The 12,484-nt window shown below is 62.4% G+C and carries 17 protein-coding genes; 15 read left to right on the top strand and 2 right to left on the bottom strand.

Going from position 1 to position 12,484, the window contains the following annotated elements:
• Positions 1 to 91 precede the first annotated feature (91 nt).
• A complete protein-coding gene (locus ACR0IV_RS06425) occupies positions 92 to 436 on the top strand; it encodes a copper resistance CopC family protein (RefSeq protein WP_480657337.1) in 345 nt (114 codons plus the stop codon).
• A gap of 3 nt (positions 437 to 439) precedes the next feature.
• The gene (locus tag ACR0IV_RS06420; protein ID WP_480657338.1) at positions 440 to 1,294 is read left to right on the top strand and encodes a copper resistance D family protein; all 855 of its coding nucleotides are present in this window, start codon (positions 440 to 442) and stop codon (positions 1,292 to 1,294) included.
• Between the two features lie 32 nt (positions 1,295 to 1,326).
• Here the strand turns inward: ACR0IV_RS06420 and ACR0IV_RS06415 are convergent, their stop codons facing one another.
• Both ACR0IV_RS06415 and ACR0IV_RS06410 read right to left on the bottom strand, forming a co-directional pair.
• On the bottom strand, positions 1,327 to 2,586 hold the full coding sequence (locus ACR0IV_RS06415) for a DEAD/DEAH box helicase (protein ID WP_480657339.1): 1,260 nt from the start codon (positions 2,584 to 2,586) through the stop codon (positions 1,327 to 1,329).
• A gap of 298 nt (positions 2,587 to 2,884) precedes the next feature.
• Positions 2,885 to 3,421 carry a winged helix-turn-helix transcriptional regulator gene (locus tag ACR0IV_RS06410; RefSeq protein ID WP_480657340.1) on the bottom strand — a complete coding sequence of 179 codons (537 nt, stop codon included), beginning with the start codon at positions 3,419 to 3,421 and terminating at the stop codon, positions 2,885 to 2,887.
• A 39-nt stretch (positions 3,422 to 3,460) separates the two neighbouring features.
• Here ACR0IV_RS06410 and ACR0IV_RS06405 point away from each other — a divergent pair, with 39 nt between their 5' ends.
• The 13 genes from ACR0IV_RS06405 (at position 3,461) to ACR0IV_RS06345 (ending at position 12,473) form a co-directional block, all read left to right on the top strand.
• Positions 3,461 to 3,835 (top strand): VOC family protein, encoded by a 375-nt coding sequence (locus ACR0IV_RS06405; protein WP_480657341.1) that lies wholly within the window; start codon positions 3,461 to 3,463, stop codon positions 3,833 to 3,835.
• A 432-nt stretch (positions 3,836 to 4,267) separates the two neighbouring features.
• Entirely contained in the window at positions 4,268 to 5,638 is a 1,371-nt protein-coding gene (locus ACR0IV_RS06400) for a DNA-packaging protein (RefSeq protein WP_480657343.1), read from the top strand.
• A 554-nt stretch (positions 5,639 to 6,192) separates the two neighbouring features.
• Positions 6,193 to 7,356, top strand: a complete 1,164-nt coding sequence (locus tag ACR0IV_RS06395) for a phage portal protein (protein ID WP_480657344.1) — start codon at positions 6,193 to 6,195, stop codon at positions 7,354 to 7,356.
• A complete protein-coding gene (locus tag ACR0IV_RS06390; protein WP_480657345.1) occupies positions 7,349 to 7,567 on the top strand; it encodes a GTA head formation protein, RCAP_rcc01685 family in 219 nt (72 codons plus the stop codon). Before ACR0IV_RS06395 ends, ACR0IV_RS06390 begins: the two co-directional genes overlap by 8 nt.
• Positions 7,568 to 7,593: 26 nt before the next feature.
• Entirely contained in the window at positions 7,594 to 8,139 is a 546-nt protein-coding gene (locus tag ACR0IV_RS06385; RefSeq protein WP_480657346.1) for an HK97 family phage prohead protease, read from the top strand.
• A gap of 35 nt (positions 8,140 to 8,174) precedes the next feature.
• The gene (locus ACR0IV_RS06380) at positions 8,175 to 9,353 is read left to right on the top strand and encodes a phage major capsid protein (RefSeq protein ID WP_480657347.1); all 1,179 of its coding nucleotides are present in this window, start codon (positions 8,175 to 8,177) and stop codon (positions 9,351 to 9,353) included.
• A gap of 172 nt (positions 9,354 to 9,525) precedes the next feature.
• On the top strand, positions 9,526 to 10,125 hold the full coding sequence (locus ACR0IV_RS06375) for a head-tail connector protein (RefSeq protein WP_480657348.1): 600 nt from the start codon (positions 9,526 to 9,528) through the stop codon (positions 10,123 to 10,125).
• On the top strand, positions 10,122 to 10,460 hold the full coding sequence (locus ACR0IV_RS06370; protein ID WP_170686158.1) for a phage head closure protein: 339 nt from the start codon (positions 10,122 to 10,124) through the stop codon (positions 10,458 to 10,460). Before ACR0IV_RS06375 ends, ACR0IV_RS06370 begins: the two co-directional genes overlap by 4 nt.
• On the top strand, positions 10,457 to 10,870 hold the full coding sequence (locus ACR0IV_RS06365) for a DUF3168 domain-containing protein (protein WP_480657349.1): 414 nt from the start codon (positions 10,457 to 10,459) through the stop codon (positions 10,868 to 10,870). The genes ACR0IV_RS06370 and ACR0IV_RS06365 overlap by 4 nt, the downstream gene beginning before the upstream one ends.
• Before the next feature lie 20 nt (positions 10,871 to 10,890).
• Positions 10,891 to 11,304: a phage major tail protein, TP901-1 family gene (locus ACR0IV_RS06360; protein ID WP_480657350.1), complete on the top strand. Its 414-nt coding sequence runs from the start codon at positions 10,891 to 10,893 to the stop codon at positions 11,302 to 11,304.
• The gene (locus tag ACR0IV_RS06355; protein ID WP_480657351.1) at positions 11,304 to 11,618 is read left to right on the top strand and encodes a gene transfer agent family protein; all 315 of its coding nucleotides are present in this window, start codon (positions 11,304 to 11,306) and stop codon (positions 11,616 to 11,618) included. Before ACR0IV_RS06360 ends, ACR0IV_RS06355 begins: the two co-directional genes overlap by 1 nt.
• Entirely contained in the window at positions 11,615 to 11,824 is a 210-nt protein-coding gene (locus ACR0IV_RS06350) for a rcc01693 family protein (protein ID WP_170374019.1), read from the top strand. Before ACR0IV_RS06355 ends, ACR0IV_RS06350 begins: the two co-directional genes overlap by 4 nt.
• Positions 11,811 to 12,473 (top strand): phage tail tape measure protein, encoded by a 663-nt coding sequence (locus tag ACR0IV_RS06345; protein ID WP_480657352.1) that lies wholly within the window; start codon positions 11,811 to 11,813, stop codon positions 12,471 to 12,473. The genes ACR0IV_RS06350 and ACR0IV_RS06345 overlap by 14 nt, the downstream gene beginning before the upstream one ends.
• The last annotated feature ends 11 nt before the right edge of the window (positions 12,474 to 12,484 follow it).

Genomic DNA, 12,484 nt, shown 5'->3' with positions numbered 1-12,484 from the left:
CCGGAAACACGGATCTTCCGTTTTGTACAAACCGGAGGTCCGCAGTATTTCGCGGATCGTCGTGCGCAGTAACAGTTTGGAAAGATCTGCCATGATAAGAATTGCCCTGACAGTTTTTACCCTGCTCGTGACGGCGACGGTCGCGATGGCGCATTCGCCTGTGCAGCGAACCACTCCGGTGGATGGCGCGGTTATCGATCAGGTCCCGTCTGAGATATCGCTCGTCTTCGGGCGCAAGATTCGTCTGACGCGGGTGGATTGGCAGTTGAACGGGGATCAGATGGGTACAGTTGATCTGGGCGCGGCAGGTGAATTCACGACGGAAATCGTGCTGCCCTTCGATGCGGCAGGACCGGGCGCGTATCAGATCGAATGGCGTGGCTTGTCCGAGGATGGACATCCGCAAATGGGCAGCTTTAGCTTTACGGTCGAATGACGGGTGACTGACCCGATCAGCATAGCCTCGATCCTCGCAAAATGGGCGCTTTATGTCGGTGTGCTGGGCGCCGCCGGATCCGTGTTCTGCGCGGCGCTATTTCGGGTTGAGATACGGCAGAGCCTGATTGCCTCATTCGCGGGAATTGGGATGCTGTGCGCCGTCCTCTCTTTTGCATTGAAGGGCAGCGCTTTGACCGGCGATATGTCGGGGGTTGTCGATCCCGAGATGCTGGGCCTGCTATGGCAAACTCAGAGCGGCGTGGCTCTGAGATGGCAGTTGATCGGGCTGGCGTTGATGCTTGTTGGCCTGTTTAGGCTGCGCTTTGCCCGGATTCTGCAGATCGCGGGCGGGGTGCTTGCCCTCTGCGGTCTTGCAACCATTGGCCATGTGCATGACCGGGACGCTCCGGTTTTGCTTTACAGCCTTGTCCTGCATCTGATCTGTGCGGCGACGTGGATCGGAATATTGATCCCCTTGCATCGGTTGGCCTCTGATCCGGAGCAGGCAGAGGCTGCCGCGTGGCTTGGGGAGCGATTTGGTCAGGTCGCGATGGTGTTCGTGCCGCTGCTGCTGTTTGCGGGGGGCTATATGGCCTATGGGCTGACGGGTTCGGTCGCGGTAATGCTGACCTCGGGCTATGGGCAGGTGTTGTTGGCGAAAGTGGCGCTTGTTGCTGCGTTGCTGGCGCTGGCGGCGCTGAACAAGCTGCGATTTGTACCCGGTTTGCGCGCCGGGAACTCCTTGGCGGCATCTGGTCTGGTCCGCACAATCAAGGCCGAAGCAGGGCTGATGGCCGTGATCCTGCTGGTGACCGCGATCCTGACAACCAGTGTGACGCCGCCAAGCCTGCATTGATCAGAGGGCGGGAACCCCTCTGACCCTGCCCATCACGCCGCCTTGGGGCGACGCGGACGGCGGCGTTTTTGGCCTACGGGTTTCGGTCCGCTGTTATTCTGCGGTTTCGGGCCGCGGCGGCGATTGCCCTGACGACGGGCAGGTTTGGCGGGGGTGATCGCCTCGGGCATCTCACCACTGGCCACCGGAATTTCGATCTTCATCAGCTTTTGGATCTGACGCAGCAGGTCGACTTCTTCGGCTGAGCAGAAGGCAATGGCTTCGCCCTCGCGCCCGGCGCGGGCCGTGCGGCCGATGCGGTGGACATAGTTGTCGGGCACTTCGGGCAGGTCGTAGTTGATCACATAAGCCACGCCGGGGATATCGATGCCGCGCGCAGCGACGTCGGTGGCGACGAGGATGTTGATCTCACCCGCGCGGAAGGCCTTGATGGCGCGGTCGCGCTGGCCCTGGCTTTTGTTGCCGTGGATCGAGGCCGCGTTGTAGCCATCGGCGACGAGGCCTTTCATCAGTTTTTCGGCCCCGTGTTTGGTGCGGGAAAAGACCAGCGTCAGCGCGTCCATATCCGCCGACAGGATTTCGCGCAGCTTGGCGGGTTTTGCCGGCTTTTCAACGAAATGGATCGACTGGGTGATCTTGTCCGCCGCTTTGCCGGGGGGCGAAACCTGCACCCGCTGCGGGTTGTTCAGGTAGGCGCGGCTGAGTTCTTCCATCTGCTTCGGCATGGTGGCCGAGAACAGCATGGTTTGGCGCGGCGTGCCCAGTTCCGGCGCGATGCGGCGCAGGGCGTGGATGAAGCCCATATCGAGCATCTGGTCTGCCTCATCCAGCACCAGATGGCGGACCGAGCTGAGGTCGACGGCCTTCCGCTCCATCAGGTCGATCAGTCGGCCGGGCGTGGCCACGAGGATATCGGTGCCGCGCGACAGGAACATGATCTGCTTGTTGATTGACTGGCCGCCGACCACGGTGGCGACGCGCAGTTTGGTCTTTTTGGTGAGGTTGCGCAGGCTGTCGGCGATCTGGTTCACCAGCTCGCGGGTCGGCGCAAGGATCAGGGCCTTGGCGGTTTTGGGATCGGGCTTGCCGGGCTGCGCCAGCAAGTGGTCAATCAGCGGCAGGCCGAAGGCCAGCGTTTTGCCGGTGCCGGTCTGAGCGAGGCCGAGGATATCGTGGCCGTTCAGCGCCAGCGGAATCGCCTGATTCTGGATCGGCGTGGGTTGGGTGAAATTGGCGCGTTGCAACGCGTCGTTCAGGGCGGGCGCGAGGCCCAGCATGTCGAAGTCGAACAAAGAACTATCCTTTTTCGCCCATGGCTTTGGCGCATGGGCAAGTCGCAATGGGCCGCATCCGCGACCGGCAGGGGTTGTGCGAGACCTCGGGACAGGCAGGCGGTTCCTGCGATGTCCGGTCGTCGCGTCAAGAACCCTGCGTGATGGGGAACTATGGGTGGATCGGGCGCTGTGGGGGCTCTGGATGGCCCGAATGCTCACGCTTCAGCGCTGTTTGAAGGGCACATGCGGGTTGGGCGCGAGAATGTCAAGCTGTCGGGTCGGGTTTTCCGCGTGCTTTCTGAGAGTGTTGCAGCGTTTACTGGGCCAGTCCGACCGCCTGATGGATCGCAAATCCTGTTTTGACCGCGCAATAGGTCGGGAACGGCATCCGTCCCGAGGTCTCGATATCGCGCCTTATCCAGTCGTGATCTTCCAGCTGATGCAGGGATGACGAGAGGGCGCGGTCGGTGATGGGGGTCAGGTCAGACTTGATCGCCGAAAAGCGATGCGGGGTGCCGGTCAGGGCCAGGATAGGTACGGTCCATGACTTACGAAGAAGCTTGTGCGCACTGGTGTCCGGGGCGATCTGAATGATCGCGCTGGCGATCCCGGCGGCCTGGATCCCGGCTGGGGTCAGGCGAAATTCTGGGCGCAGAGGGTGACCGTGGCCGGGGTTTCGCTCGATCAGGCCAAGCTGGGCAAGGTGATCGAGACTTGCCGCAAAGGCTGTTCGGCTGGCGCTGGTTGCGGCGAGCAAAGGGGCCTGACGACCGGGAACACCCGAATGCATCAGGGCCAGGATGTTCAGCGACCATGCGCGCGCGGTCAGCTTGACAAGTAAATTAATGTCCATAAAGTATAGTAACTATATTTTCAGACAAGGGAAAGACCGATGCCGCTCGTTTCATTGAAAAACACGATCACATTTGCGATTTCGGTCCGGGATCGCCACACCAGCGCGGATTGGTATCGCGATATGCTCGGGTTCGAACTGATCCACCATATCGATGAAGCCGGGTGGAGCGAGATGCGCACCAATGTGGAAGGCGTGACATTGGGTCTGGGAGAACAGGCAGAGCCGTCGCCGGGCAATTGCGTCCCGGTCTATGAGGTTGGTGATATTGCCACGGCGCGGGACGCTTTGGAGGCCGCAGGGGTGGCGTTCGATGGCCCGACCGAGACGATCAAAGGCATGGTCAGTACGGCAACGTTCTATGATCCGGACAAGAACGCGATGATGCTGGCGCAGGATTTGACCGGTGGTTGATGTTAACATACCGCACTGTGCCTGTTGCGTCCGTGTTGCGTAACACATTGACTTTGCGCACTTAATCGCGTACTCCTTATGTCATGCTAGAAGAAGTGGGCAACGGCCCCGGGGTGACCCGGTGGCCGTTTTTCGTTTCTCTCGTGCGGAAAAACTCACGCATGAGGTCACAGGCAAACATGATTTTGATTACCCCGGAAGAGCGGATTTCCCAGACGGCTGAATTGTTGCAGTCGCTCGAAAGATCCATTCGCGATCTGCGCCAAGCAGCGGAAGAACTGCGAAAACAGATCGGTGCCGGGGAGGATGCAGACCTTGCCGGAACAGGCAAGCAACTGGGTCAGCTAGAGGGGCTGATCCGAAGTTGCCAGAAAGTGGAGACAAGCTTTGTCGAACAACATCACAGACAAGCCGGAATTGCCCAAGGGGGCTATGCGCTCGACCTTGATCGGGCAAGATCTGAGATCGGCTGCAGGCTGGCTCGCCTCCGCGCCTGCTGCGGTGCAGGACAGATTTCTGAGTGAGATCGGGGAGGGGGGGCTGTGTGCCCTCCCTTTCCTGTTTGAGTTCTGGGCGCTGCCGCATCAGTTGCCGCCCGAGGGCGACTGGCGGTCGTGGGTGATCATGGGCGGGCGCGGGGCCGGTAAGACGCGGGCGGGGGCCGAGTGGGTGCGGTCTGTGGTTGAGGGGTCTTTGCCGTTGGATAAGGGGGAGGCGTGTCGTGTTGCGTTGGTGGGGGAGACGTTTGATCAGGTGCGCGATGTGATGATCTTTGGCGATAGCGGGATTTTGCAGTGCTCGCCGCCGGATCGCATGCCCATGTGGACGGCATCCGAACGCAAGCTGGTCTGGCCCAACGGGGCCGAGGCGCAGGCATTCTCGGCGCATGATCCTGAGGGGTTGCGCGGCCCGCAATTCGATGCGGCTTGGGTGGATGAGCTGGCCAAGTGGAAAAAGGCGGGCGAGACCTGGGATATGTTGCAATTTGCGTTGCGATTGGGGCAGCGGCCTCGGGTCTGTGTGACGACCACACCACGCAATGTGAAGGTTTTGAAGGACTTGCTGGCGTCGCCGTCCACCGTGCAGACCCATGCGCCGACCGAGGCGAACCGGGCCAATCTGGCGGACTCGTTTTTGCAGGAGGTGCGCGCGCGATACGCGGGCACGCGGCTGGGGCGGCAGGAGTTGGACGGGGTGCTGCTGTCGGATGCCGAGGGGGCGTTGTGGACCGGCTCGATGTTGGAGGCGGCGCGCTGTGCGCAGCTGCCCGCGTTGGACCGTATCGTCGTGGCGCTGGATCCGGCGGTGACGGCTGGCTCGGATGCGGATGCCTGCGGGATCGTGGTCGTCGGCGCACAGGTGCAGGGGCCGCCCGAGGAGTGGCGGGCCTATGTGCTGGCCGACCGGACGGTGCAGGGCGTTGGCCCGGCGGGTTGGGCGCAGGCGGCGATTGACGCGATGGACGAATTCGGAGCCGAACGGCTGGTGGCCGAGGTCAATCAGGGCGGGCAACTGGTGGAAGAGGTCGTGCGGCAAGTGGACCCTCTGGTCCCGTTTCGTGCGGTGCGGGCATCACGCGGTAAGGTCGCGCGGGCCGAACCTGTGGCAGCGTTGTACGAGCAGGGTCGGGTGAGCCATGTGGCGGGGCTGGACGCGCTGGAGGAGCAGATGTGCCAGATGACCGCGCGGGGGTTCGAGGGGCAGGGCTCGCCCGACCGCGTCGACGCGCTGGTCTGGGCGCTGCATGAGTTGGTGGTGGCCCCCGCGGGGGGTTATCGGAGGCCTAGGGTGCGGGTGTTGTAGCGCCGAGCGGTCAATAATATCTGCCAGCGAGTTTCGACAGAATCCAGGCAAATCGAGCGAGTAGCGTGTCCAGCGCCGTAACAGCACCTTTTGTTTGGAAACGCAGGCCGAGCCGCCCTTACGAATAACAAGCAGCCTATTCGATGTACGGATAGGCCACTGTCGATCGCCCAAATCAACGATGACCAATCTATTAGTCATGGATCTGCCCGGAGCTTGTATGACGTCCACCACGCGTACTTTTTGGTACTCGACACCGATTTTCATGTCATAAATAACTAGGGCTACGATTAGAAATAAGACACATCCCCCAAGAGCATTGAGTGTTCGCTGTATTTTTGCGCGAATTGGGATTCTCAAAAAAGTCAGCCTCTAAGAAGTAATGCGGATGACGTTAGCAATGGACTTGGGTTCGCACAATCTTTGATTGAATATTGCAAGCCAACTATCTTGCGTTGCCCATCCCCCGTACGCCCCATTCCCAAGCCTTAAACTTCTTTCCGTCATAACTCCTTTCAACAAGCCGGGCAGAGCGGCGGCAGAAAGGAGCACAGATGGTATTCGATTTCTTGCGTCGTGGATCGGCTGAGGCAGCGCCCGAGGCGAAGGCGGGCGCGGCGGGGCCTGTGGTGGCGTGGCAGACGGGTGGGCGTGTGGCGTGGAGCCCCAGGGATGCGGTGTCGCTGACGCGGACGGGGTTTTCGGGGAACCCGGTGGGGTTTCGCTCGGTCAAGCTGATTGCCGAGGCGGCGGCGGCGTTGCCTTTGGTGTTGCAGGATCAAGCGCAGCGGTTTGATGCTCATCCGATCCTGTCGTTGATGCGCCGTCCGAATGCGGCGCAGGGGCGGGCGGAGTTGATGGAGGCCTTGTTCGGGCAGTTGCTGCTGTCGGGTAACGCCTATGTCGAGGCGGTTCATGCCGAACAGGGGTTGCCGATTGAACTGCACGTTTTGCGCTCGGACCGGATGAGCGTGGTGCCCGGGGCAGATGGCTGGCCTAAGGCGTATGATTACGCTGTCGGTGGCAAGAAGCACCGCTTTGCGGCGGAAAACATCTGTCATATCAAGTCATTCCATCCGCAGGATGACCATTACGGGTTCTCGCCCATGCAGGCGGCGGCGATGGCGATTGATGTGCATAACAGCGCGTCTCGGTGGTCCAAGTCGTTGCTCGACAATGCGGCGCGGCCTTCGGGGGCGCTGGTGTGGAGGGGCGGTGATGGCCACGGGGTGATGGCCGAGGATCAGTTCCGGCGCCTGTCGGACGAGATCGAGCAGAACTATCGCGGGGCGCGGAATGCGGGCCGTCCGATGGTTCTGGAAGGGGGGCTGGATTGGAAGCCGATGGGCTTTTCGCCCTCGGACATGGAGTTTCAGAAAACCAAGGAAGCCGCCGCCCGCGAGATCGCGCTGGCCTTTGGTGTCCCGCCGATGCTGCTGGGGATACAAGGCGACGCGACCTATTCGAACTATCAGGAGGCCAACCGGGCGTTTTATCGCCTGACCGTGCTGCCTCTGGTGACGCGGGTGGCGGCGGCGGTGTCAGAGTGGCTGGCGGGGTTCTCGGGTGAGGATCTGGTGCTGAAGCCCGATCTGGATCAGGTGCCTGCATTGTCGGCAGAGCGCGATGCGCAATGGGCGCGGGTGAGCGGGGCTGAGTTCCTCACGGATGCCGAGAAACGCGCGCTGCTGGGGCTGCCGGAGTGTGGCGATGGGTGACGGGTATCCTCCGTTCGACTGCGCGCCGGGTCTGCGTCTGGCCGCGCATGAGCGGGTGGCGGAGATCCAGCACGCTCACCTTTGTCGGCGGTTAGATCAGATCGAAGAGATGATGGAACGGCTGGAGAAGCGGTTGTGGCTGACGGTCTATGGCGTGGTCGCCGTGATCCTAGCGCAGGCCTTTCAGTCGATCTTGGTGGTAACACCATGAGTTCAGTGAGTTACATGGGGAAGTTCATGGATTTGGAACATAAATTCGCACGGTTTGGAGACGGCTTGTCGGTGACCGAGGATGCGGCGATCGAAGGGTATGCCAGCCTGTTCGGACAGGTCGATCAGGGCAGTGACGTGGTGCAGCGCGGAGCGTATCGCGGCTCGCTTGACGGGCTCAAGGCCGCTGGTCAGCGGGTCAAGATGCTGTGGCAGCACGATCCGGCGCAGCCCATCGGAGTCTGGGACGAGGTGCGCGAGGATGACCGGGGCCTGTGGGTCAAGGGGCGTCTGCTGGAGAGCACTCAGAAGGGCCGTGAAGCGGCAGAGTTGATCCGGGCGGGCGCGATGGATGGCTTGTCGATTGGCTATCGCACCAAACGGGCCGTGAAGAATGACAAGGGCCAGCGGGTCCTGACCGAACTGGAGCTGTGGGAGGTGTCTTTGGTAACCTTCCCGATGCTGCCCAGTGCGCGGGTGGCGGCGAAGGGGAGCGACCCCGACGCCGAGAACACCTGGCGCAGTATAGCCGAGGTGTTCAACGACGCCCGGCAGGAGCTGGCGCGGACCTAGCGCGCCTCAAACCCCACTCAGAACAGGACATGCTGATGAGCAAGACCGAGACCCCGGCCTTGACCGGAGAGGGTGCGCCCCTGGTTCAGGAGGTGAAGCAGGCGATGGCTGGCTTCGTGAATGAATTCAAGGGCCTGAAGGCTGAAGTTAAAATCAAACTGCAACAGACAGAAGAGCGACTGACCATGCTGGATCGTAAATCAACCATCGCGGCGCGCCCGCATCTTGCGGCATCGATCGAAGACGGAGCCCCGCATCAGAAGGCATTCGACGCTTATGTGCGTTCGGGTGAGGATGACGGGTTGCGCGGGCTAGAGATTGAGGCCAAGTCGCTTTCGACGGCGGTGAACAGCGACGGTGGCTATTTGATCGATCCGCAGACGGCTGAGATGATCAAGTCGGTATTGAATTCGACCGCTTCGATCCGTTCGATTGCGTCGGTGGTGAATGTCGAGGCAAACTCATTCGACGTGCTGATCGACCACACCGATGTGGGCGCGGGTTGGGCGGATGAGACCTCGGCCACGGCTGAGACCTCGACCCCGTCGATTGATCGCATCTCGATCCCGTTGCACGAGCTGAGCGCGCTGCCCAAAGCCTCGCAGCGTCTGTTGGACGACAGCGCGTTTGATGTTGAGGGCTGGCTGGCCGGTCGTATCGCCGACAAGTTCGCCCGCGCCGAGGCGGCGGCGTTTATTGGTGGCGATGGGGCGGACAAGCCCAAGGGTATTCTGGACCACCCGGCTGTCGATAATGACGTCTGGACCTGGGGCAATCTGGGTTATGTGGCGACTGGCACGGATGGCGGTGTCGATGCGGATGCCATTGTGGATGTGGTTTATGCGCTGGGCGCGCAGTACCGCGTCAATGGCACCTTTGTGATGAACTCGAAAACCGCCGGTCTGATCCGCAAGCTGAAGGACAGCGATGGTCGCTTCCTGTGGTCGGACGGTCTGGCCGCCGGTGAGCCCGCGCGTCTGATGGGTTACCCGGTGCTGATTGCCGAAGACATGCCGGATGCGGCGACCGACAGCTACTCGATTGCTTTTGGTGACTTCCAGTCGGGCTACACCATTGCCGAACGTCCCGATCTGCGCGTCCTGCGCGATCCGTTCAGCGCCAAGCCGCATGTCCTGTTCTACGCAACCAAGCGCGTGGGCGGCGATGTGAGCGACTTTGCTGCGATCAAGCTGGTGAAATTCGGCACCGCCTAAAGCGGGCTGAATCCGGGGGGCTTTATGGCCCCTCGGGCGGCGGGCGCGGGCCGGGGTGAGATCCCCCGCGTTGTCTAGCTGCTCCCCTCCGTCCGAGCAACGTGGGGCGGCGCGTGCCCGTCAATTCCTGAAGTTACGGCCCCGGAGGGGTCCGAGATTGCGGAGTGAATGGATGATGTTGATCGAAGAAACCGCCATCGCGGATGCGGCGCTGCCGGTGGATCAGTTCAAGGCGCATCTGCGGCTGGGCACGGGCTTTGCTGAGGATGATGTACAAGATGAAGTGCTGAAGAGTTTTCTGCGCGCGGCCCTTGCGGCGATCGAGGCGCGCATCGGCAAGGTGCTCATCGAGCGCGATTTTTCCTGGAGCTTGAACGGCTGGCGCGACGCGGCGGGTGAGGTGCTGCCAGTGGCACCAGTGGGTGCAATTGGCGCTGTGACACTGACGGATGCGGCGGGGGCCGAGACCGGGTTGGATGCGGCGACCTTCCGGTTGGAGCGCGATGCGCAGCGCCCTCGATTGCGTTCGACGGGCTCGTGTTTGCCCAAGGTGCAGACTGGTGGTTCGGTGAAGATTGTTTTCACGGCTGGAATGGCTGCGGATTGGGGCGGATTGCCCGCTGATCTGGGGCAAGCGGTGCTGCTGTTAGCGGCGCATTATTACGAATATCGCGATGAGACGGCGCTGGGCGCGGGGTGCATGCCCTTTGGCGTCACCAGCCTGATCCAGCGCTATCGCACAGTGCGCTTCGGTGCAGGGGTGACGCAATGAGCGTGCCGCGATTGAACCGCAAACTGGTGCTGGAGGCTCCGGTACGTAGCGCCGATGGCGCGGGTGGATACACCGAGACATGGGCCGCGCTGGGTTCGCTTTGGGCGGAAGTCACCGCGCGCAGCGGTGCGGAACGCGCGGTCGGTGGCGCTTCGGTGTCGCGGGTTGGCTATCGGATCGTAGTCCGGGGTGCACCCGAGGGATCATCAATGCGGCCCACGCCTGATCAGCGCTTTGTTGAGGGCGCGCGCCGGTTTGTCATTCGTGCGGTGGCCGAGCGCGATCCGCGCGGCCAGTACCTGACCTGTTTTGCAGATGAAGAGGTGGCGGCATGAGCTATAGCGTTGCAGCCGCTTTGCAGGCGGCGGTGTTTCAACAACTGGCGGGCGATGCGCAGGTCAGCGCCCTTTCGGGTGGTGCGATCTATGACGCGGTGCCGTCGGGAGTGTTGCCTCAGACCTATGTGACGCTCGGGCCGGAGGAGGTGCGGGACGCCTCGGACCGGTCGGGCGTGGGCGCGGTGCATCGGTTCACGGTCTCGGTTGTGTCCGAGGCGGCGGGCTTTGGCGCGGCCAAGACGCTGGCAGGTGCCGTCTGTGACGCGCTGGAGGGTGCGCCGTTGACATTGGATCGCGGCCATCTGGTGGGCCTGTGGTTCGAACGCGCCAGCGCCCGACGCACGGGAACCGGCGGAGCAATCCGCCAGATCGATCTGAGATTCCGCGCCCGCGTGGAAGACGACTAAGCAATCAACGGAGAGAGCATATGGCTGCCCAGAACGGAAAAGACCTGTTGGTCAAAGTGGATATGAACGGCACCGGTCTGTTCGAGACCATCGCGGGCCTGCGCGCCACGCGGATCAGTTTCAACGCGGAAAGCGTGGATGTCACCAGCCTGGAAAGTCAGGGCGGGTGGCGCGAGTTGCTGTCGGGGGCGGGGGTCAAGTCGGCCTCGATCTCGGGCTCGGGCGTATTCAAGGACGCGGGCACGGATGAGCGCGCGCGCCAGCTGTTCTTTGACGGTGAGACGCCCGCGTTTCAGGTGATCATCCCCGATTTCGGCATTGTCGAAGGACCGTTTCAGGTCAGCGGCATCGAATATGCGGGCTCGCATAATGGTGAGGCGACCTATGAGATGAGCATGGCAAGCGCCGGTGCGCTGAGCTTTACGGCGCTCTGATGGCCAATCCGTGGACGGGCGAGGTGGCGCTGACCATCGACGGGGAGCAGCGGGTGCTCAAGCTGACTCTGGGCGCTTTGGCGGAATTGGAACAAGAGCTTGGCGCCGGATCTCTGGTGGAACTGGTGCAGCGGTTCGAAGGCGGGGCCTATTCCAGCGGCGATGTGCTGGCGTTGCTTGTCGCCGGGCTGCGCGGTGGTGGGGCGCAGGTGAGCCGCGATGACCTACTGCACGCCGAGATCGAAGGCGGGCCGATGGCGGGGGCCAAGGCGGCAGCCGAGTTGCTGGCGCGCGCCTTCATGGTGCCGGAGTGAGTGGGTTCGACTGGCCCGTGCTGATGCGGGCCGGGTTTCTCGGCCTGCGTCTGACGCCGGATCAGTTCTGGCGTCTGACCCCGGCCGAGCTGCGGCTAATGCTGGGGCAGGGCGCGGGGATGCCGGCGATGAACCGGGCGGGGCTGGATGCGCTGCTGGCGGCCTATCCGGACAAGACACAAGGAGAGCGTGATGACGGATCGTGAGGGTTTTGACGACCTGCAGGAGCGGGGAGAGGCGCTGGGTGACGCGCTGGGCGATGCGGCGACCATGGCCGGAGCCTTTGATGGTCAGATGCGGCGAATAAGGGCCGCGTTTGAAGAGACTGGTAAAGATGTGGCCACGCTGGAGCGCGGCATGTCCGGCGGGTTGCGCAAGGCGTTTGATGGCGTGGTGCTGGATGGGATGAACCTGTCGGGCGCGCTGGATGTGCTGAAGAACTCGATGATCCGCACGGCGTATTCGGCGGCGATCAAGCCGGTGACGGATCATTTTGGGGGCATGCTGGCCAATGGGGTTGGCAATCTGGTGCAGGGGATTTTGCCCTTTGCGGATGGAGGCAGTTTTTCGCAGGGACGCGTGATGCCGTTTGCCAATGGCGGCGTGGTCAGCGGCCCGACGATGTTCCCGATGCGGGGCGGCACCGGGCTGATGGGCGAGGCAGGCCCCGAGGCGATCATGCCACTGGCGCGCGCGGCCGATGGCAAGCTGGGTGTGCGGACACAGGGCGGGGGCCGGGCGGTAAACGTGGTGATGAACATCTCTACACCCGATGTGCAGGGGTTCCGCCGCTCTCAGGGTCAGATCGCGGCGCAGATGAGCCGTGCTTTGGGTCGCGGCAATCGCAACAGATAAGGGGAGCAGGA

Source organism: Ruegeria sp. C2 (assembly GCF_056537765.1).
This window is presented reverse-complemented; position numbering and strand designations above follow the sequence as displayed.